This is a genomic window from Silicimonas algicola, from assembly GCF_003970735.1.
GTDB lineage: Bacteria > Pseudomonadota > Alphaproteobacteria > Rhodobacterales > Rhodobacteraceae > Silicimonas > Silicimonas algicola.
On record NZ_CP034588.1, the window covers coordinates 947,874 to 966,600 of the forward strand.

18 protein-coding genes are annotated in these 18,727 nt (G+C 67.1%); 8 read left to right on the forward strand and 10 right to left on the reverse strand.

Annotated elements, in window-relative coordinates:
• Positions 1-71: 71 nt before the first annotated feature.
• Positions 72-503, reverse strand: coding sequence for a YaiI/YqxD family protein (locus EF888_RS04815; protein ID WP_206508424.1), 432 nt, complete (start codon positions 501-503; stop codon positions 72-74).
• Positions 503-1,432, reverse strand: coding sequence for an AEC family transporter (locus tag EF888_RS04820; RefSeq protein ID WP_109757702.1), 930 nt, complete (start codon positions 1,430-1,432; stop codon positions 503-505). Before EF888_RS04820 ends, EF888_RS04815 begins: the two co-directional genes overlap by 1 nt.
• A gap of 92 nt (positions 1,433-1,524) precedes the next feature.
• On the opposite strand from EF888_RS04820, the gene EF888_RS04825 reads away from it, so the two are divergent.
• Positions 1,525-2,361: a DMT family transporter gene (locus EF888_RS04825; RefSeq protein WP_109757703.1), complete on the forward strand. Its 837-nt coding sequence runs from the start codon at positions 1,525-1,527 to the stop codon at positions 2,359-2,361.
• Between the two features lie 86 nt (positions 2,362-2,447).
• Here EF888_RS04825 and EF888_RS04830 read toward each other — a convergent pair whose 3' ends face one another.
• Positions 2,448-4,472 carry a vWA domain-containing protein gene (locus EF888_RS04830; RefSeq protein WP_109757704.1) on the reverse strand — a complete coding sequence of 675 codons (2,025 nt, stop codon included), beginning with the start codon at positions 4,470-4,472 and terminating at the stop codon, positions 2,448-2,450.
• Positions 4,465-4,998: an RNA polymerase sigma factor gene (locus EF888_RS04835; protein ID WP_109757969.1), complete on the reverse strand. Its 534-nt coding sequence runs from the start codon at positions 4,996-4,998 to the stop codon at positions 4,465-4,467. Before EF888_RS04835 ends, EF888_RS04830 begins: the two co-directional genes overlap by 8 nt.
• A gap of 111 nt (positions 4,999-5,109) precedes the next feature.
• On the opposite strand from EF888_RS04835, the gene EF888_RS04840 reads away from it, so the two are divergent.
• Complete coding sequence (locus tag EF888_RS04840) at positions 5,110-5,874, forward strand: dioxygenase family protein (protein ID WP_109757705.1); 765 nt, start codon at positions 5,110-5,112, stop codon at positions 5,872-5,874.
• A gap of 52 nt (positions 5,875-5,926) precedes the next feature.
• Here the strand turns inward: EF888_RS04840 and EF888_RS04845 are convergent, their stop codons facing one another.
• The gene (locus tag EF888_RS04845; protein WP_109757706.1) at positions 5,927-8,095 is read right to left on the reverse strand and encodes an esterase-like activity of phytase family protein; all 2,169 of its coding nucleotides are present in this window, start codon (positions 8,093-8,095) and stop codon (positions 5,927-5,929) included.
• Between the two features lie 156 nt (positions 8,096-8,251).
• Between EF888_RS04845 and EF888_RS04850 the strand changes: the two genes are divergently transcribed.
• The 4 genes from EF888_RS04850 (at position 8,252) to EF888_RS04865 (ending at position 11,837) form a co-directional block, all read left to right on the forward strand.
• Complete coding sequence (locus tag EF888_RS04850; RefSeq protein WP_109757707.1) at positions 8,252-9,415, forward strand: alpha-hydroxy acid oxidase; 1,164 nt, start codon at positions 8,252-8,254, stop codon at positions 9,413-9,415.
• A 145-nt stretch (positions 9,416-9,560) separates the two neighbouring features.
• Entirely contained in the window at positions 9,561-10,121 is a 561-nt protein-coding gene (locus EF888_RS04855; RefSeq protein ID WP_146202978.1) for a hypothetical protein, read from the forward strand.
• A 102-nt stretch (positions 10,122-10,223) separates the two neighbouring features.
• Positions 10,224-11,006, forward strand: coding sequence for a ZIP family metal transporter (locus tag EF888_RS04860; RefSeq protein ID WP_109757970.1), 783 nt, complete (start codon positions 10,224-10,226; stop codon positions 11,004-11,006).
• Positions 11,007-11,189: 183 nt separating this feature from the next.
• Complete coding sequence (locus tag EF888_RS04865) at positions 11,190-11,837, forward strand: 50S ribosomal protein L25/general stress protein Ctc (protein WP_109757709.1); 648 nt, start codon at positions 11,190-11,192, stop codon at positions 11,835-11,837.
• Between the two features lie 63 nt (positions 11,838-11,900).
• Here EF888_RS04865 and EF888_RS04870 read toward each other — a convergent pair whose 3' ends face one another.
• The gene (locus tag EF888_RS04870) at positions 11,901-12,869 is read right to left on the reverse strand and encodes a threonine dehydratase (protein WP_109757710.1); all 969 of its coding nucleotides are present in this window, start codon (positions 12,867-12,869) and stop codon (positions 11,901-11,903) included.
• A gap of 65 nt (positions 12,870-12,934) precedes the next feature.
• Positions 12,935-13,966 (reverse strand): N-acetylneuraminate synthase family protein, encoded by a 1,032-nt coding sequence (locus EF888_RS04875; protein WP_109757711.1) that lies wholly within the window; start codon positions 13,964-13,966, stop codon positions 12,935-12,937.
• 131 nt (positions 13,967-14,097) lie between these two features.
• Between EF888_RS04875 and EF888_RS04880 the strand changes: the two genes are divergently transcribed.
• Positions 14,098-15,405: a 3-deoxy-D-manno-octulosonic acid transferase gene (locus EF888_RS04880; protein ID WP_109757712.1), complete on the forward strand. Its 1,308-nt coding sequence runs from the start codon at positions 14,098-14,100 to the stop codon at positions 15,403-15,405.
• A complete protein-coding gene (locus tag EF888_RS04885) occupies positions 15,402-16,064 on the forward strand; it encodes an acylneuraminate cytidylyltransferase family protein (RefSeq protein WP_109757713.1) in 663 nt (220 codons plus the stop codon). Before EF888_RS04880 ends, EF888_RS04885 begins: the two co-directional genes overlap by 4 nt.
• On the opposite strand, the gene EF888_RS04890 is transcribed toward EF888_RS04885, so the two are convergent.
• The 3 genes from EF888_RS04890 to EF888_RS04900 are packed head-to-tail and all read right to left on the reverse strand — an operon-like array spanning position 16,061 to position 18,727.
• Positions 16,061-16,729: a rhomboid family intramembrane serine protease gene (locus EF888_RS04890; protein WP_109757714.1), complete on the reverse strand. Its 669-nt coding sequence runs from the start codon at positions 16,727-16,729 to the stop codon at positions 16,061-16,063. The two genes, EF888_RS04885 and EF888_RS04890, sit on opposite strands and share 4 nt — an antisense overlap.
• Before the next feature lie 4 nt (positions 16,730-16,733).
• Entirely contained in the window at positions 16,734-18,119 is a 1,386-nt protein-coding gene (locus tag EF888_RS04895; protein ID WP_109757715.1) for a hypothetical protein, read from the reverse strand.
• A gap of 8 nt (positions 18,120-18,127) precedes the next feature.
• On the reverse strand, positions 18,128-18,727 hold the full coding sequence (locus EF888_RS04900; RefSeq protein ID WP_109757716.1) for a polysaccharide biosynthesis/export family protein: 600 nt from the start codon (positions 18,725-18,727) through the stop codon (positions 18,128-18,130).

An 18,727-nucleotide genomic window follows, 5' to 3' on the forward strand; every position in this document is an offset into this window, starting at 1 on the left:
TCAATTACGTTGATATAAACGTAATGTGAGAGAGAGGAACCGCCAATGCCTTTTCGCCGGAGTCGCGAAATTCAGCGCAGCGCCCGCTCCAGAGCCTCGAGGAACCGCGACCGGTCCGCCTTGCTGAACCCCTTGCCGCCGCCCTGACGGAACGGATCCGCCGCGCGCAGGTCGGCGGCGAGGTCGCGCATCGCCAGCGCCTCGCCCATGTTCCGCTCGGTCAGCCTCTCGCCGTTCGGCTTCAGGACGACCGCGCCAGCCGCCACGCACTTCGCTGCCAGGGGCATGTCATTCGTCACGACCACGTCGCCCGGCCCGCAATGCTCGGCGATGTGCTTGTCCGCCTCGTCCGCGCCCGAGGCGACGTAGACGCTCTCGATCAGCGGATTGGGCGATGGCCGGATGCCCCCGTTCGACACCATCGCGACCTTCACCTGCCGACGCGTCGCCACGCGCTCGACCTCGGCCTTGACGGGGCAGGCATCGGCATCGACCCAGATCATCAGAACGGACTCAGCCAGGCGATGACGGCCGCCACCGTCACGACCGAGATCGCCGTCGACACGAGGATCGCCGACGACACGCGCTGCGGCGCAACACCGTAATGCTGCGCAAGGATGAAGATGTTGCCCGCGACGGGCAGGGCGGCGGCGGCCACCATGACTTTCGCCGCGAAGGCGTCGACCGGGAAGATCAGGATTGCGGTCACGAAGACCGCGGCCGGATGCAGGACCAGCTTGCAGAACGACAGCCACAGCGCCACCGACATCCGCTCGGCCGACCGAGACGCCAGCGAGGCGCCGATGGCGAAAAGCGCCCCCGGCGTGGCGGCGGCTCCCAGAAGCACCAGGAACTCGTCCACCGGCTGCGGCATCGGCAGCTTCCACGACGACCACACCATGCCAAGGACGATGGACACGATCATCGGGTTCTTCACCAGCCCCAGCAGCACCGTCTTGAGGATCCCCAGCGACAGCCGCCCTTCGCGCGACACGGTGATGAGGATCACGATCAGCGACGAGAACACGATCAGGTCGCAGGTCAGCATGATGATGACCGGCCGCGGCGCCTCGGGCCCGAGGAGAAGCGCGAACATCGGCACGCCCAGGAAGCCCACGTTGCCGATCACCGCGCATTGCGACTCGACGGCGCCGACCGCCAGCCCGATCCCCCGGAAGGATGCGACCGCCGTCGCGATCAAATACACGACGATGGTGGCGCTCAGGTAGGCCGCGATGAACGTCCAGTCGAGGATCTGACCGATCTCGAGCGTCGCCACGAAGCGGAAGATCATCGCCGACAGCGCGAAATAGAAGACGAACTTCGTCAGGTAGGCCGTCGCTTCCTCGGTGAAGAACCGCGCCCGGCCCGAGGCATAGCCAAGGCCGATCACCGCGAAGAACGGCAGCGTCTTGAGGAAGATCTCCCACATGCCGACCCCGCTATCACGCGGGCGGGACGGTAAAAAGAGCCCACGGCATCGTCCCCGCTTGCGGCGCTTCCGGCGCGGCGCTACCGGAGGACATGAGCCTCACGGTCTTCTTCGCGGTCCTCGGCGCCGCGCTCCTCCATGCCACCTGGAACGCGATCATCCGCATCGGGACGGCGAAGGTCACCAGCATGCTCATCATGACCCTCGTGCAGGGGGGACTGGCTGTGATCGTGGCCTTCGTCTCGCCCGTGCCGAAGGCCGAGGCATGGCTCTGGCTTCTCGCCTCGGGCGTGTTTCACTCGGGCTACAAGATCTTCCTCGCCTTCGCCTACGAGAACGGCGACCTCTCGCGCGTCTATCCCATCGCGCGCGGTGCGGCCCCGCTCGCCGTTCTCGCCATCGGCGCAGTGGTCCTCGACGACCCCCTCCGTCAGCTCGACGTTGTGGCGATCCTCGTCCTCGGCCTCGGCATCCTCGCCATGGGCCACGGCGCAATCCGCTCCGGCGAATCCCGACGCCTCATCCCTCTCGCTCTCGGCTCGGCGGCGATGACGGCGGGCTATTCGCTGGTCGACGGCGTGGGCGCCCGTGTCTCGGGCGACGCCACCGCCTACGTCGCCTGGCTCTTCATCCTCGACGCGGTGATGTTCACGCCCGTGACGATGGCGCTCCGCGGTCCCGGCGTCATCCGCGCGCCCTGGTCCGCCTGGCGTCTCGGCGCGGTGGCAGCGATCTTCTCCTACGGCGCCTACTGGATCGCCGTCTGGGCGATGACGCAGGCGCCGATCCCCCTCGTGACCGCGCTGCGCGAGACCTCGATCCTCTTCGCCGTCCTCATCGGCTGGCTGGCCTTCCACGAGCGTATGGACAGGGTCAAGGCGCTCGCCGCCGTCCTGATCCTCGGCGGCGTCGTCCTGACCCGCCTCTGAACGAAAAGAGGGCGGAAACCCGCCCCCTTCATCTTGCCCGAATTACGCCGGGGAGCGCGAGGGGCAGCGCCCCTCGCATGCCCGTCTCACCGATCCATCGTCTCGGCCAGCCGCATCAGCGTGACCGCCTCGGCGCGATAGCCGTAGGGGTCCGCCCCTCGCGCGCCGTTCGCCAGGGCGATGGCGTCGCCCCAGCCCCAGGACCCCAGGTACTCGCCGCCCCGCAGCAACTGCCCGAAGCCCGCGATGGCGACCGAGAAGCGTGCGTCGTCCGAGACCTCGCCCTGTCCTGCCAGGATCGGTTCCTCGATCAGGGTGCTCTGCGCCTCGCCCGGCCGCTTGTAGCGCAGCTTGAAGAACCCAAGCTCGTCCGACCCGTCCGACACCGCCGCCGCCTCGCCGTACCGCAACGGCCCGTTGCGAACCGCCTCGGATCCCACCGGCGTCACCTCGTAGAGAGCCGTCACCGTGTGACCCGCGCCGATGTCGCCCGCGTCCACCCGGTCGTTGTTGAAGTCCTCGCGGTTCAGCGCCCGCGTCTCATAGCCGATCAGACGGTATTCCGCGATTTCCGCCGGGTTGAACTCCACCTGGATCTTCACGTCGTTCGCAATCGGGAACAGCGCGCCCGTCAACTGGTCGACCAGCACCTTCCGCGCCTCCGACAGCGTATCGATATAGGCCGCCGTCCCGTTCCCGTTCTGCGCCAGCGCCTGCATCGTCGCATCGTCGAGGTTGCCGCGCCCGAAACCAAGCACCGACAGGTACGTCCCGGCCTCGCGCTTCTCCTCGATGAAGTCCTTCAGCGCCTCGGGATCGGACAGCCCTACGTTGAAGTCCCCGTCCGTCGCCAGGATCACCCGCGTCACCTCGCCGTCGCCCGCCATGCCTTCCGCCACCGCATAGGCCTGCTGCAGACCCTCCTGTCCGGCGGTCGAGCCGCCCGCCTCCAGCCGGTCGAGCGCTGCGAGGATCGTCGAGCGCTCCGCCGCCCGCGTCGGCTCCAGCACCTGACCCGCCGAACCTGCGTAGGTGACGATGGAGACCTCGTCCTCGGGCCGAAGCTCGGACAGCATCAGCCGGAACGACTGCTTCAGAAGCGGCAGCTTGTTCGCGTCCTGCATCGATCCCGACGTGTCGATCAGGAACACGAGATTGAGCGGCGGACGGTCTGCCACGGGGAGCAGCGTCCCCTGGATGCCGATATGCACAAGCTGCGTGCCCGGGTTCCACGGCGTGTCCATCACCGTCACCGTAGGCCGGAACGGATCGTCGCCCTCGGGCGCGGGATAGGCGTAGGGGAAATAGTTCACCATCTCCTCGACCCGCACCGCCTCGCGCGGCGGCATCGCGCCCACCATCAGCGAGGAGCGCACCACGGCATAGCTCGCCGTATCGACGTCGATCGAGAAGGTCGACACCGGCTCCTCCGCCGTCACCTTCAGGGGCGAGGTTTCGGCATTCGCGAAGGCCTCGGTGTCGCTCTCGGGCAGAACGATCATGCCGTCGCCCGGCGCAACGAGACGCTTCTCGCGCATCGCGACGCTCGGCGCCGGCGCGGCCATGTCGCCGTCGGCGAAGGCCTCGGACTCTTCGGCGGCAGGCGCCTGGGTCGCCAGATCCTCGGAGCGCTGGCGCGACAAGGCGTCGGCCGACGGCGCCACCGGAACCGGGGCAGGGGACATCTCGGCCAGCGATTCCGCCGCGACGATGGAGGAGGTCGCACCCGTCGCGCCGCCCGACGCGTCGTCGGCCACCTTCGGCTGCTCGACGGCGGGCGGGGCCGCGCCCTCGCTCTGCGTCAGCACATCGCCGCCGACGGGCAACTTCATCGCGTCCTTCGGCAGGATCACGAGCAGCCCCACCGCCACGATGGCGGTGGTCACGGTCAGGGCGCCTTTGGTCGAAAGGGCATGGAACATCGGTTTCACTCCGTCCAGAAGCCGGGACATCCGGCCTTTCCGAACAGTCAGACGCGCCGCGTCGCGCGATCCTTGGAGGTCCGCGAAATTTTTCTGCGCCAGCGCGATATTCTCCCGCTTCCGCGCCTCGTCGGGCGCGGGCGTCGCCGCCTCGAAGGCGCGCTTCAGGTCGTCGAGTTCTTCAGCCATCCACGGCCTCCTTCATCGCGCGAAGGCGCTTCTTCACCTCCGACATCCGCCAGCTCACCGTGCCCTCGCTCACGCCCAGGATCTCTCCGGCCTCGGCATGGGTCATCTCGTCCATCACCAGCGCCACCGTGTCCCGCAACTCGTCCGGCAGCGCGCGCATCGCTCGCGCCAGCCAATCCATCGCCGCCGCCGCCTCCGCCGCCTCGGCCCGCCGCGCGTCCTCGACGTCGCCCCAGCCATCCGCCGTCCGCGCGCGCGTCGCCGCCCGCCGCCGCCGGTCGTTCGCCGCGTTGACCGCGACCCGCCACAGCCATGTGGTGAACCGCGCCTCGCCGCGAAAGGCCCTGACCTTGGCGGGCAGGGCCGCGCAGATGTCCTGGCACAGATCCTCTGCCTCGGTCCGGACGCCCGTCAGCCGGAAGCACAAGCGGAACAGCCGGTCATAATGCCGCGTCACCAGCGCCGAGAACGCCGCCGCGTCGCCGCCCGCCGCCTCGCGCGCCAGTGTCTCGTCCGAGGTATCCATGCGCATCACGGTTGGTAGGACGCACGCGCCCGGTCAATCCTTGGCCGTCCTCACGAAAAATTTCGACGGGCCTCCGTGTCTCGTGCGTTGTACCCCGAAAGGAGCAGACGCATGACCGATACGCACGATCACGATGGCGGCCTCCGCGCCGATCTCCCCCGCCTTCTCCGCCGCCGGGCAGTCCTTTCAGGCGCCCTCGCCGCGGTTGCCGGACCCGCCGCCGCCCAGGCGCTGTCCTGTGTCGGCTTCTCGAACGAGACGGCCGGCCCGTTCCCGGCCGATGGCAGCCAGGGCCGCGCCAGCTTCGACGTCCTCTCCGAGGCGGGCGTCCTGCGCGAGGATCTGCGCCCCAGCTTCGCCGGCATGACGCCCGTGGCCGACGGTGTGCCGCTGACTCTCGAACTCTCCCTCGTCTCGGCCGGCGACTGCGCCCCCCTGCCGGGCCGGGCGCTCTACCTCTGGCACTGCGACGCCGCCGGGCGCTATTCGCTCTACGAGGACGAGCAGGCCAACTACCTCCGCGGCGTCGGCGTCTCGGGCGACGACGGCATCGTTCGCTTCACCACCGTGTTCCCCGGCTGCTACCCCGGCCGATGGCCGCATTTCCACCTGGAGGTCTTCGACAGCGCCCAGGCGATCACAGGCGGGGAAAGCAGCCTCACCTCGCAGATCTCGCTGCCCTACGCTGAATGCGCTGACGTCTACGAGGCGCATCCGGCCTATGTGAACGGCACCCGCAACCTGTCCCGCCAGAGCTTCGAGCGCGACATGATCTTCGCCGACAACACGCCCGAACAGATCGAGGCGCAGATGCTGAAGCTCTCGGGGTCGCCCGCGCAGGGCTACAAGGGCACCATCGTCATCGGCCTGACCTGACACGAAAAGGCCGCCGGGACTCCCGGCGGCCCGATCATCGTCCGAACTGCAGTCAATCCGCCTTGAACGACCAGAACATCGTCTCGCCCGAATGGTCGTCGACCCCGTCGTTGTCGGTCGAGACCCAGACAGTCCCGTCTTCCATGATGGCCAGACCCTCGACCTTGTCGAGCACATAGCCGCCCGTCGACACGAGGTCGGGCAACAGGTCCCGCACCGTCTCCTTCGTCACGACCGGCAGGGGCCCGCCCAGCGGCGCGGGCACCATCTCGGCCAGCGGCACGCGCGTGACGATCTTCGTCACCGCAAGGTCGCCCATCAGGTTGTCGCGTTCCACGACATAGGCGTGGTCGCCGTGGACGGTGATCTCGGACAGGCCGACCCAGCCGCTTGCAGGCGCCGCCTTGGGGTAATGGACCGCACCCCATTCGCCGCTTTCGATGTTGTAGGCGACGAGCTTGGCGTGGTTCTCGGGATCGTCATCCCATTCACGCTGCATGGCCATCCAGAGGGTATCGCCCACCTTCGCGATGCCCTCGAAGCCGAAGCGGCGCTCGACCGCCAGAAGCTCTTTGGGAAGGGCGATTTCCTCCTCGATCTCGCCGTCCGCGCCGACGTGATAGAGAGCATGCGGGATCAGACGGTCGGTCCGACCCTCCGAAGCGACCCAGAACCCGCCCTCGCCGTCGAGGGCGATGCCCTCCAGATCGAGTTTCTGCGCCGGAGCGCCGTCACGGGTGATGCGGATGACTTCGGTTATCCTCGCCGGGCTCTGCGAGGCGTCGATCCGGAAGATCGAGGGCTGCATCCCGTAGACGCTGTCGCTCACGGCCCAGATCGAGCCGTCCGCGTCCGCCGCCATGCCCGAGATTGCGCCCCATCCGACCGGCGCGCCGTTCTCCTGCGTCAGCCCGGCCGAGGTCAGCATGGGATAGGACGGTGCACCCTCGCCATAGGCATATATCATCACATGCGACCGCGCCGCGCCGTCCTCGCCCAGGTCGGTCTCGTTCGCGCTGACGAAAAGGTCGCGCGACGGGATCGCCACGAAGCCTTCCGGTCCCACGCCCGACGGCAGAAGCTGCGTCAGGACAGGGTTGGCGGCGTCCGTCGCGTCATAGACGCCCACGACCGACCCGCGCTCCGAGCCTATGAAGACCATTGGCGTGCCGCCGAAGGTGCCCGTGCCGACCGACTCCGGCTCGACGCCCTTGTTGCCCGACCGCCCCTCGGGATAGTGCCCGATCTCGGCCACCGCATACTCGAACGACGTGCCCGCGTCCCAGACGACCGTCCCATCCTTCGCGAACACGGTCCACCCGCGCGATCCGCCGTCCATGTCGCCCTCGTTCGCCGTCGCGAAGTGGTCGGCGTCGATCCACTTCACCGAATCCGGCTCGCGCGGCACCGAGATCTCGCCATCGAAAGTCAGCGCGCCCTCTTCCCCGGTGTCCACGCCCTCCAGGTCCACCGACCCCGCCGGGAAATGCGTCGTCACCGACCCGTCCCGCGCCACCACCACGATGTGGTTGTTCTCCTGCAGCGTCACGACCGTCTCGCCCGCCTCGTTGATGTCGACGAACTCCGGCTCCGGATCTTCCGGCGCCACCTCTGCCAGGCCAGTCAGGTCGACCGTCTTCAGCGACCCGCAGTCCGGCTGCCCGTCCGCGCCGAGGTCCACCATGACCAGGAACCCCGCCGGCATCTGGCCGACCCGGCCGTCGCCCGCCTCCTCGTCGCGCTCGTTCTCGATGGCGATCGACAGGAAGCTGCCGTCCGGTGCCAGAGCGATGCTGTCCGGCTGCCCGCCCAGGTCGCAGGTCGCGACAACGCTTCGGCCCGCGATGTCGATCACGGCAAGCTGACCCGACGGATTGGCGAAACTGTCCGACGTGTTCACGCCAGCCAGCGCGAACCCCTTCGCCACGACGACCGAGGTCGGTTCGCCCCCCATCTCGATCACGCCCAGAGGGGCAGGGGCCGCGGGATCGGTGATGTCCACGAAGCCCACCACCCCGAACGGGCTGTCGGTGTAGACCAGCGTCATGCCATCCTCGGTCGCCGCGATGATCTCGGACGAGGTCTCCTGGCCGGCGTCGGTGCCTTCTGGCAGGTTCGACGCGACCGGAAAGCTCGCGATGCGGTTGAACGCCGTCTCGGCCAGCGCACCGCCGGCGCAAAGCGACAGGGCCGATACGGCCGCAAGAAGTCTCGATGTCATCGTGGGTCCCCCGTTTGATGCCTGTCCCGCCTGTAGACCGCGACCCGTGACGCCCGTGTAACGGTCGCATGTCGGTTTCATGTCACGCCACGCCCCGCGCCGATTGCCGAGGGGGAAGGGGATTGCTAACACCCGGTGACGCGAGGAGAACCGCCCATGCCCGTCATCACCGAGATCGCCGACCTCAAGCGCATCTACACGCGCCGCGTGCCGCGGATGTTCTACGACTATGCCGAGAGCGGATCCTGGACCGAGCAGACCTTCCGCGAGAACACGACCGACTTCGGCAAGATCTACCTCCGCCAGCGCATCGCCGTCGACATGGCCGGGCGCACCACGCGCACGAAGCTGATCGGCGAGGACGCCGCGATGCCGGTCGCTATCGCTCCGGTGGGTCTTCTGGGCATGCAAAGCGCCGACGGCGAGATCAAGGCCGCCCGCGCCGCCGAGGCCTTCGGCGTGCCCTTCACGCTGTCCACCATGTCGATCTGCTCGATCGAGGATGTGGCCGCCCACACCACGAAGCCCTTCTGGTTCCAGGTCTACACGCTGAAAGACGACGTCTTCATGGGCAAGCTCATGGACCGGGCGCGGGCGGCGAAGTGCTCGGCCATCGTCATCACGGTCGATCTCCAGATCATGGGCCAGCGCCACAAGGACCTGAAGAACGGCCTGACCGCGCCGCCCAGGTTCACCCTGTCGTCACTGGCCGACCTCTCGACGAAGATCCCCTGGGGGCTCGAGATGATGCGGACCAAGCGCCGCTTCTTCGGCAACATCGTAGGCCACGCCTCGGGCGTGTCGAACCCCGCCTCGCTCTCGTCATGGACGGCCGAGGCCTTCGATCCCTCGCTCAACTGGGACCGGGTGAAGCAACTGATGGACATGTGGGGCGGCAAGGTGATCCTGAAGGGGATCATGGAGGTGGACGACGCCATCCGCGCCGCCGACCTTGGCGCCGACGCCATCGTGGTCTCGAACCACGGTGGGCGTCAGCTCGACGGCACGATCTCGTCGATCCGTGCCCTCGAACCCATCGTCAAGGCCGTGGGCGACCGCACCGAGGTCTGGATGGACGGTGGAATCCGGTCGGGTCAGGACGTGCTGAAAGCCGTGGCGCTCGGCGCGAAAGGCACCATGATCGGCCGCTCGATGGTCTACGGATTGGGCGCCATGGGCGAGGCAGGAGTGAGTCGCGCGCTGGAGGTCATCCAGAAGGAGCTCGACCTCTCGATGGCCTTCTGTGGCAAGCGTGACATTCATGACGTCGATCGTGAAATTCTTCGCGTCCCCAAAGGTTTCTCTGGCGATTTTGACTGACGAGGCTAGATCTGCGGCGAAACAGTGCGGGACCCCTTCCTGCATTGTTTCGCGTTGATGCAAAGATGTCTCGGTCATGATCATGGAACAGCCCGTTTCCTGCCCAAATCTTGCCGCATTCCGGTTTCGCGCATACCTTCTCGGTATGACCCAGCGTAATCGTTCCCTGTCGATCCTTGCCGTTGCGGCCCTCTGCTCCGCTGCTCCTCTCGCAGCCCAGTCTGCGTCGAGCATCGCCGCTGAGGCCGAGTTCCCGAACCAGACGGTCGCCATCGTCGCCGCCACCTCGTCGCTCTTCGACTCGGTCGAAGGACCGGAAAGCGCGCAGCGTCGCCGTGCGCCCGCGATCCGCATCCCGCAGCTCGAGACCCGCGCCAGCTTCGACGGCGACGCCAAGGCCGAGGCGCTGACGCAGAATGGGCCGGTGCGCCACCTGACCGGCTACCGCATCACCTGGTATCCGATCGACCGCTTCCTCGGCACCGTCGACTTCATGGGCACCTGGGACGGTAACCGCAACCTCGTCTGCGGCTATGTCACCTGGGATCTCTCCGACACCGAGAACCCGGTGCTCGAGCAGGTCGACGCAAGCTACCTCTCGCTCGACGACCTCTCCGCCGCCAGCCCCGCCGACGCGCACCAGATGCTCCTCGACGCGAACTGCGCCTACGGCGACATCGACGCGAACTACGCCTTTTTCGACTGACGCCAGGGCACTCTCCTACATTGGAACGATTCTAAAAAAGCGCTTCACCTCGGCGGCGAAGCGGCTATGCTCGCTCGCTCATTGCAGCGAGACGAGATGACGATGGAAACGATGTCCCCGGTAATGCTGGGTTTTCTGGGAAGCCTCGTGGCGGGCCTGATGACGGCCGCGGGGGCGCTTCCCGTTCTCTTCGGACGCCAGCCCTCGCGGGCGGTGCGCGACATGTCCCTCGGCTTTGCAGCAGGCGTCATGATTGCCGCCTCGTTCTTCTCGCTCATCATCCCCTCGCTCGCGGCCGCCGAAGAGATCTTCGGCGACGGCGCCCTGCCTGCCGCCATCGCCTGCATCTCGATCCTCTTCGGCATGGGCGGGGTCCACCTGATGAACGAGCTTCTCCCGCACGAGCACTTCACGCTCGGACGCGAAGGCCCCGAGGCAGCCTCCCTCCGCCGCGTCTGGCTCTTCATCATCGCCATCACCATCCACAACTTCCCCGAAGGCCTCGCCGTCGGCGTGGGCTTCGGCGCCGACGGCATGTCGGGGGGACTGCCCCTGGCCATCGGCATCGGCTTGCAGAACGCGCCCGAAGGCCTCGCTGTCGCGGTTGCGCTTCTGGGCGAGGGCTACAGCAAGTTCCGCGCCTGGGGCATTGCCGCACTGACGGGCCTTGTCGAACCCGTGGGCGGTCTCCTCGGCGCAGGGATCATCACCTACTCCGAGCCGCTTCTGCCCTGGGGCCTCGCCTTCGCGGCGGGCGCGATGCTCTACGTCATCAGCCATGAGATCATCCCCGAGACGCACCGTTCCGGGAACCAGAACAAGGCGACCTTCGGTCTTGCCATCGGCCTCGTCGTGATGCTTTTCCTCGACGTCTGGCTCGGCTAGGGCGGCAGCCGGGGCGGTCGCGTCCACCGACGCAATACCGACGCGATACCGACGTGATACCGAAGGCCTAGAAGGGCCTCCGCGCTTTCCCTCTTTCCAACCAGACCGATCCCCGCTATAGCCGCCGCTTCGTGGGCGGACACCCTTGGAGGCCGCCCGAAACCGCAGAATTGGAGAAGACCCATGGCTGGAGAGATCCCGGATCTCGTCGCCACGGTACGGACGGGGACAGGCAAGGGGGCCGCCCGTCAAGCTCGCAGAGAAGGGCTCGTACCTGGCATCGTCTACGGCGGCGGCACTGACCCGCTTCCGATCAACCTCCCCTATAACGTGCTGTTCAAGCGTCTGAAAAACGGTCGTTTTCTTTCGACGCTGTTCAACATGCAGGTCGAAGGCCACGATGACGTCCGCGTCATTTGCCGCAGCGTCCAGCGCGACGTCGTGAAGGACCTGCCCCGGCACGTCGACTTCATGCGCCTCAAGCGCACTTCGAAGGTCAACCTCTACATCCCGGTCGAGGTCGTGGGTCACGAGAACTGCCCCGGCATCCGCAAGGGCGGTGTCCTGACCATGGTGCGCCCCGAGGTCGAACTCATCGTGACGGCGGGCAACATCCCCGACCACATCACGGTCAGCATCGAAGGCCTGAACATCGGCGATAGTGCAACGATTTCAATGGTCGACCTGCCCGAAGGCGCCGAGCCGACGATCCACCGCGACTTCGTCATCGCCAACATCCAGGCGCCCTCGGGCCTTGCGAGCCAAGCTGACGACGACGAGGCGGACGCCGACGACGTTCCCGCAACCGCGCAGGATGCCGACGACGAGTGATCCGCCCGCAAGGCTGACAGGATCAGGCGGCGGCCCCTCGGGCCGCCGTTTTCCTTTTGCGCGTCAGGGGGTCGGCACACCCCCGCCCAAAACCACCGCCATGCGGTCGCCATCGATGTTCCCGCCGCAGAGCACGACCCCGACCGTCCGCCCCGCCATCGCCTCGCGCTCGGCCATAAGCGCGGCAAGCCCCGCGGCGCCGGCCCCTTCGGCCAGGTTGTGCGTGTCGCGATAGAACACCCGGATGGCCTCGGCGACCTCTGCGTCCGACACGGCCACGATGCGCTCTGCGCCGACCGAATAGACCGCCAAGGCCTCCGGCACCGGCACCCGCACCGCGATTCCGTCCGCAAAGGTCCGCGCCGTCTCTGTCTCGACCGGCCGCCCCGCCTCGGCCGAGAGCTTGGCTGCCTGTGCGCCCTCGCTCACCACGCCCACGATCCGTGTCGAAAGCCCCAGGGCGTCCCGCGCGGCAATGCAGCCGCAAATGCCGGACCCGCAGCCGATCGGAACGTAGAGCGTGTGAATGTCGGGTCGTGCCCTGAAGAGTTCCAGCCCATAGGTCGCGACGCCGGACACCAGAGCGGGGTGGAACGGTGGCACGAAGAACAGCCCCTCCGCCTTTGCGATCCGCAACGCCTCCTCGCGCGCCGTGTCGAAGTCCTCGCCGTATTCGATCAACTCCGCCCCGAAAGCGCGCATCGCGGCGTTCTTCTCGACCGAGTTGCCCTTGGGTACGACGACGACCGCCCGCAACCCCGCCGCCGTTGCGGCCATCGCCTGACCCTGTCCGTGATTGCCGCGCGTCGCCGTGGCTATTCCCTTCGCCTCGGGATGCGCGCGCCTCAGCCAATCGATGAAGGTCAGCGCGCCCCGCACCTTGAACGATCCCGTGGGCGTGTGGTTCTCGTGCTTGACCACCACCTCGCAGCCAAGCCGCGCGGACAAGGCCGGCCAGGCATACTGTGGCGTCGGAGGCATCCGGGCATGAACCGTAGTTGCCGCCGCCTCGATGTCGTCCAGGGTGAACATCGCATCCCTTTCTTCTTGGCCGAAATACTCCGGGGGTCCGGGGGCGGCGCCCCCGTGTCGCGCCCTCAGGCGAGGTCGCTCCACTTCAACTGCGTATTCCGCGCGACCGCCCGTGTCAGCCGCTTGCCCACCACCTTCTCGAAGTCGTATCCCGCGATCTCGCCCGATCCCGGCCGCCGGCCCCAGATGTCCGCTTCCCCGATCACATGTCCTTCCGGCAAGTCCCGGTCAGCTACGACGGACGTGCGGGCGAACCGGTAGACGGCTTCTTCAGGCCCGGTCCGCGACTTCTCGTTGTGAAGCGCCACCCAGATCTCGCGGCTTCTGTCGATGAGGTGCCTGAGTTCGGACGGGTCCATCGAGCACGAGATGTCCGGGCCCGCCCGATAGCGCGTGTCGGTGAAGTGCCGCTCGAGGATCGAGGCGCCGAGGGCCACGGAGGCCAGCGCCATCTCGGGGCCGATGGAATGATCCGAAAATCCAACGACGGCCTTCGGAAACGCGCGGCGCAGGTCGGTCACGCCCTTCAGCGACACGATCTCGGGCGGCGAGGGGTAAAGGTTCGTGCACTCCAGCAGCGCATAGTCGATCCCCGCCTCGTCGAGGATGGCGACCGACCGCCCGATGCTCTCGATCGACTGCATACCCGTCGACATGATGACGGGCTTGCCCTTCGCGGCGATGTGCCGGATCAGCGGGAGGTGGTCGGCTTCGCCCGAACCGATCTTGAAGGCCGGCACACCCTGTTCGTCCAGCCAGTCGGCGGCGGCACGGGAAAACGGTGTCGAGATCCAGATGAGGCCCATGTCCTCGGTGTGCTTCTTCAGCGCCGCCTCGTCGTCGGGCGACAGCGCGCATTCCTCCATCACCTGCCAGATCGACTTGCCGCCCGCGTTCGGCGGCAGGATCGACTTCGCCTCCTCGGTCATCTCGTCCCACACGAAGTGCGTCTGGTGCTTGACGATCTCGGCACCCGCCTTCGCCGCGAGCGTCACCATATGGCGCGCGACGTCGAGGTCGCCGCCGTGGTTGATGCCGATTTCGGCGATGACGAGGGGCGGCTGGTCCGGCCCGATTTTCCTGTGCGCGATCTGCATGATGTGCCTCCTGTCGGGGTCCGGTCTAGCGGGGTTCGAGGCGTGTTTGAAGGGGCTGACGTTCGTCACGCAAGGCGAAGCCGCGGCTCGGCCCTTGCCATGACCGGCCTTTTGAGGCTTCCGTGCGGGCCATGATCCGACCCGAACTTCCAGGGCCGCCGCGCCTGCGCTATCGCGCCTGTCTTGCCGTCTATGCGGCCCTGATGGCCTTGGCCGAGCCGTCGATCCGGCGCTACTTCCTGCGCCGCGCCGCCGCCGATCCGGCTTATGGCGAGCACCTGGAAGAGCGCGAGGGCAGGGGAGAGCGCATCGACGTAGACGTGTGGGTCCATGCCGTCTCCATGGGAGAGATGCGGTCCGCAGCGCCGCTCGTGCGCCTCCTTCTCGACGAAGGCCGCCGCGTCGTCACGACCCACGCGACACCGGCGGGACGCCGCGCCGCGGAGGCGGCCTTCGCTCCCGAGATCGCGGCGGGCCGTCTCGCCGTTCGCTACGCGCCGCTCGACCGCCCGGCCTACTGGGAGCGGTTTTTCGACGGCGCGCGGCCCCGCACCGGTCTGGTGATGGAGATGGAATTCTGGCCCTGGATGATCGAGGCCGCGGCGCGGGCCGGCGTGCCCCTCTGCCTCGTCAACAGCCAGGTGCCGGGTCGGAGCTTCCCGCGCGCTCGTCGTCTCGCCCGTCTCTTCGGCCATCCCGCGTCGCGCGCCGCGGCCGTCTTCGCGAAGTCCCCACGCATGGCCGACCGCTTCCGCGATCTTGGCGTCACCCGCGTCGAAGCCCTGGGCGAGACGCGCTTCGACATCCCGCTGCCCCAGGCGCAGATCGAAGCCGGCCGCCTCTTGTGTCAGGAGAGGCGCGTCCTGACGCTCGCGAGCGTGGTCGCGGGCGAAGAATCCGTGTTCGAGGACCTCGCGAAGGCGTTGCTTGCCGACCCTCAGCCGCCCCTGATCCTCTGGGTGCCGCGTGCGCCCGAACTTTTCGAGGCGACCGCCACACGTCTCGCCGACAAGGGTTTCCGCGTCGCGCGGCGCAGCGAGGTCATCGGCGCCGACCTTGTCCCCACGAGGCCGCTCGGCGACATACAGATCATCGTTGGCGATTCCCTCGGCGAGATGTTCTTCTACCTCGCACCGGCCTCCGCCGTCGTCGTCGGTGGCGGCTTCGTCGAAAAGGGAGCGCACAACGTGATCGAACCCCTGTCGCTCGGCAAGCCCGTGCTGACCGGCCCGCACGTCTGGACCATCGAGTTCCCGGGCGTCGAGGCCAAGGCTGCGGGCGTCCTGACCGTCGTCTCCGATCCCGCGAACCTGGCCCAGGCCGTGCGGCGCGCCATGGACGACGGAAGTGCCGGCGCCGAGGCGTTTCACGCCCTTCACAAGGGCGCATCTCGACGGATCGTCGATGCCATACGTCCCTGCCTGGAGGATCGGGCATGAAACTCGTGGCCGTCGTTCCAGTTCGGGGCGGCTCGAAGGGTTTGCCAGGAAAGAACCTGGCGACCCTTGCCGGCGTGCCGCTCTGGGAACGCGCCGTGGCGCAGGGTCGCGAGGTAGGGGCGGCGGAGGTGCTCGTGACGACCGACATCACCGACATTCTCTCGCGCGACCCAATGCCCGGCCTGACGCTCCTCGAACGCCCGGCAGAACTGGCACGGGACGACACGCCCATGGCGCCCGTCCTCTTGCACGCGCTCGCCCATATCGAGGGGCAGGCGCGCATCGTGCTGCTCCAGGCAACCTCGCCTTTGCGGTCGGTCGACGACATTCGCTCCGCCGTCGCTCTTCACGAAAGCGGCGCCTTCGACCTCGTCAAGACGGTGACCCCGACCAATCCCGGCGTCCTCAAGTACGGACGCATGGACGGCGTCCGCTTCGTGCCGTTGGCCGACCCGGCGTTCTGCTTTGCGAACCGACAGGGCCTGCCGCCCGTCATGCGTCCGAACGGGGCGGCCTATGTCTTCGACAAGGACTGGTTCCTCGCGAATGGCGGCTTCGTCACCGACCGTATCGGGGCCGTCGTCATGCCGGAAGATCGGGCGCAGGACATCGACACCGCCGAGGACTTCGCCCGCGCCGAGGCGATCCTGCGCGGCTAGTCGTCGTCGCGCGACGGGCGCGGATCGATCAGAAGTGCCGCGATCCAACCTGCCACGAATCCGCCCAGATGGGCCTCCCAGGCCAGGAGCCGGTCCATCGCGTAGTAGAGCGCCACGTTCAGCCCCAGAAGCAGCAAGACCGCCCGCGCCACGGGCCACAGCCGCTCGGACGTCGCGTAGCGATCGACGTATTCCCAGGCTAGGATCGCGCCCGCGAGACCGAAGAGCGCACCTGACGCGCCCACCATCGGACGATAGCTATCCGATAGCAGCGCGAAGCCCAAAGCGCCGCCAAGTAGCGACATGCCGTACAGCAAGAGATACCGCACAGTTCCCACGCGCAGAAGTACCGACCGGCTCAACGACAGAAGCGTCACCATGTTGAGGATGAGGTGGATGAGACCAGCGTGAAGGAAGCCGTAGCTCAGGAACATCGCCCATTGCTGGAAAGGATAATTTGGACGCCAGTTGCCCAGAAGACCACTCCAGAACCCGCCGTATTCGTAGACCGCCTGCCGGAAGCGAACCCCGCCGATAAGACCTGCATCGCCGGCCAGAAGCACAAGCTCGATCGCGACACAGACGCCGGCGATGACCCAGGCCGCGGTCAGTCCGCGTCCGGCGGGCGCGTCGGACCCTCCGTCAGTCGAAGGGTCCGGTGTCAATTCGTCAGAATCCGAAGGCGAAATCGCGCTCGACGTTCAGGAAGATCGAGTTCTGCGTCCGGTCGGTGCCGCCTTCGGTCGACAGGATGGTGCGCTCATAGCCGGCGCGCATCTGCCAGTCTTCCGTGAGGTCGCGGCGATAAGTCAGCGTGGCGACAGTTTCCTTGTCGTCGTCCGATCCGCTCAGTTCGTCGCTCATCACATAGCCGAGCCGCGCCTCGAAAGCCGAGATCATGTTGATCTCTTCGACGAAGCCGACTTCCAGCCTTGTATCGCGGAAAACATCCCCGTCGGAGGCGGTGATATCCTGCGACAGCGCGACCGTCAGGCCGCCGCGCGGTGTCGCTCTCAGATAGTTGACGCCGCCCGCGACCCGAAGCGAGTCGTCGCTTTCCTCGTCGACGACGCCAAGCGAGAACGACAGCGCACCTGTCGGCAACTCCATGGCGCGCGAAGCGATGGCCGAGGTGCGCCGACCCTCGTCATCGATGCGGCTAGCGACCGCCAGACCGAAGGTTCCGTTGTTCCGCTCCTGGGTTAAACCCAGGTCGAGGCCGATGCCGTCACGCACACTCGTGGTGCCGGTGTCGATTTCCGCCCGGTCGTAGAGGAGGTCGCCGAAGAAGCTCAGCCCGCCCGCCGTCGCGCCCTCGACGCCGGCACCAATGTAGGTCGTCGTCGTTTCGGTGCTGGTCAGGTCATCTTCTTCCAGAAGGTCATAGCCCGCCCGCAGGCGGTAGGTCAGCGCCTGGTTCGGTCGCAGCCGGGCCAGCGCGTCGAACGTCGCGCGGGTGTTGTCGACGAGGTCGGCGTCGACGACGTCCTCGTAGTCCCGGTCCGCGTATTCGGCCTTGAGATCAAGCTCGAACGGCCCGCCGATTCCCGTCTGGAGCCGTGCGCCGAGACCGGTCGCGGTGACCGTTCCGGAGTCGATGATCAGCACGTCGGGTCCGAGGTCGATGCCGAAGAAGGCCGATGTCGGGTCGAGAACCTCGTCGTCGAGTTGCCGCTCGCGGTAGGTGCCCGTCAAAGCGAAAAGGCTCGAGGCGCCCTCGCGGCGATAGTTCAGACCCGCGCTGTAGTTTCCGAACTCGAAGTCGTCTTCGGTCTCGCCGAAGATGTCGCCGATAAGCTCGGTGCCGATGTTGAACCGCAGGGACTCGGTCCGGGTCTCGGTCCCCATGTCGAGACCCAGCCTCGTCGTCGAGATCAGGCTGTCGCCCGTGGGGGAAACCGCCAGAATGGCGTTATCCGTCAGTTCGAGGCCCTGAGAAAAACTCAGGACCCCCAGACGGGCCGGACCCTCCTGCGCGAACGCAGGAGCGGCCAGAGCCGTAACCGAAAGCGTGAGGGTTGCCGTAAGAGATAGACCCGTCCGCAAATATGCCATTCGCCCTACTACTCGAAGAGGCGGCGCTCGGGCACGATGATCACGTCACCGTCCTGAAGACGGATATCCCTGCCAACCGCTGCCCCGTCCGCGATTGCTTTATAGTTAATGCGCGAAACCGACTGCTGTCCGGTCCGCGAGTCGGTGCGGCGAAGAAGAATGCGCTTCGTCGCAGCGAATTTCGTGAAGCCGCCGGTCTCGGCCAAGGCCTGGATCAGCGTGGTGCCGCGCGGCAGAGCCTTGCCGCCCGGGACTGCAATCTCGCCCATCATGAACACGTCGATGGTGGCGACACCCGTCGCCGCGACAGTGGGTTCGCTGAGTTGCTGAACGGTCACGAAGACGTTCGGCTGTGACGCGAAGTTCGACGCGATCCCCGAGGTGATCGCCGAGCCGAGGTCACTGGCTGTGCGGCCGCTGGCGCGCACGGTGCCCGCGAAGGGGAACGAGATCGTGCCATCGGGCAACACGAGGACGGACCGGTTCAACGACGGGTCCTCCAGCACTTCGACCTGAAGCGTGTCACCCGGCTTGATCTGATAACCGGACTGAGCTGCCGCGACAGTGGCGAACAGCATTGCAGCGATAGCAACAAGAAACTTTTTCAT

Bases quoted from the DNA above. Each gene is read 5' to 3' on its own strand.
- EF888_RS04815 (WP_206508424.1), bottom strand. From the start codon at position 503: ATGATCTGGGTCGATGCCGATGCCTGCCCCGTCAAGGCCGAGGTCGAG.
- EF888_RS04885 (WP_109757713.1), top strand. From the start codon at position 15,402: ATGAAACTCGTGGCCGTCGTTCCAGTTCGGGGCGGCTCGAAGGGTTTG.
- EF888_RS04850 (WP_109757707.1), top strand. From the start codon at position 8,252: ATGCCCGTCATCACCGAGATCGCCGACCTCAAGCGCATCTACACGCGC.
- EF888_RS04880 (WP_109757712.1), top strand. From the start codon at position 14,098: ATGATCCGACCCGAACTTCCAGGGCCGCCGCGCCTGCGCTATCGCGCC.
- EF888_RS04820 (WP_109757702.1), bottom strand. From the start codon at position 1,432: ATGTGGGAGATCTTCCTCAAGACGCTGCCGTTCTTCGCGGTGATCGGC.
- EF888_RS04900 (WP_109757716.1), bottom strand. From the start codon at position 18,727: ATGAAAAAGTTTCTTGTTGCTATCGCTGCAATGCTGTTCGCCACTGTC.
- EF888_RS04860 (WP_109757970.1), top strand. From the start codon at position 10,224: ATGGAAACGATGTCCCCGGTAATGCTGGGTTTTCTGGGAAGCCTCGTG.
- EF888_RS04875 (WP_109757711.1), bottom strand. From the start codon at position 13,966: ATGCAGATCGCGCACAGGAAAATCGGGCCGGACCAGCCGCCCCTCGTC.
- EF888_RS04835 (WP_109757969.1), bottom strand. From the start codon at position 4,998: ATGGATACCTCGGACGAGACACTGGCGCGCGAGGCGGCGGGCGGCGAC.
- EF888_RS04865 (WP_109757709.1), top strand. From the start codon at position 11,190: ATGGCTGGAGAGATCCCGGATCTCGTCGCCACGGTACGGACGGGGACA.
- EF888_RS04840 (WP_109757705.1), top strand. From the start codon at position 5,110: ATGACCGATACGCACGATCACGATGGCGGCCTCCGCGCCGATCTCCCC.
- EF888_RS04870 (WP_109757710.1), bottom strand. From the start codon at position 12,869: ATGTTCACCCTGGACGACATCGAGGCGGCGGCAACTACGGTTCATGCC.
- EF888_RS04825 (WP_109757703.1), top strand. From the start codon at position 1,525: ATGAGCCTCACGGTCTTCTTCGCGGTCCTCGGCGCCGCGCTCCTCCAT.
- EF888_RS04855 (WP_146202978.1), top strand. From the start codon at position 9,561: ATGACCCAGCGTAATCGTTCCCTGTCGATCCTTGCCGTTGCGGCCCTC.
- EF888_RS04830 (WP_109757704.1), bottom strand. From the start codon at position 4,472: ATGGCTGAAGAACTCGACGACCTGAAGCGCGCCTTCGAGGCGGCGACG.
- EF888_RS04895 (WP_109757715.1), bottom strand. From the start codon at position 18,119: ATGGCATATTTGCGGACGGGTCTATCTCTTACGGCAACCCTCACGCTT.
- EF888_RS04845 (WP_109757706.1), bottom strand. From the start codon at position 8,095: ATGACATCGAGACTTCTTGCGGCCGTATCGGCCCTGTCGCTTTGCGCC.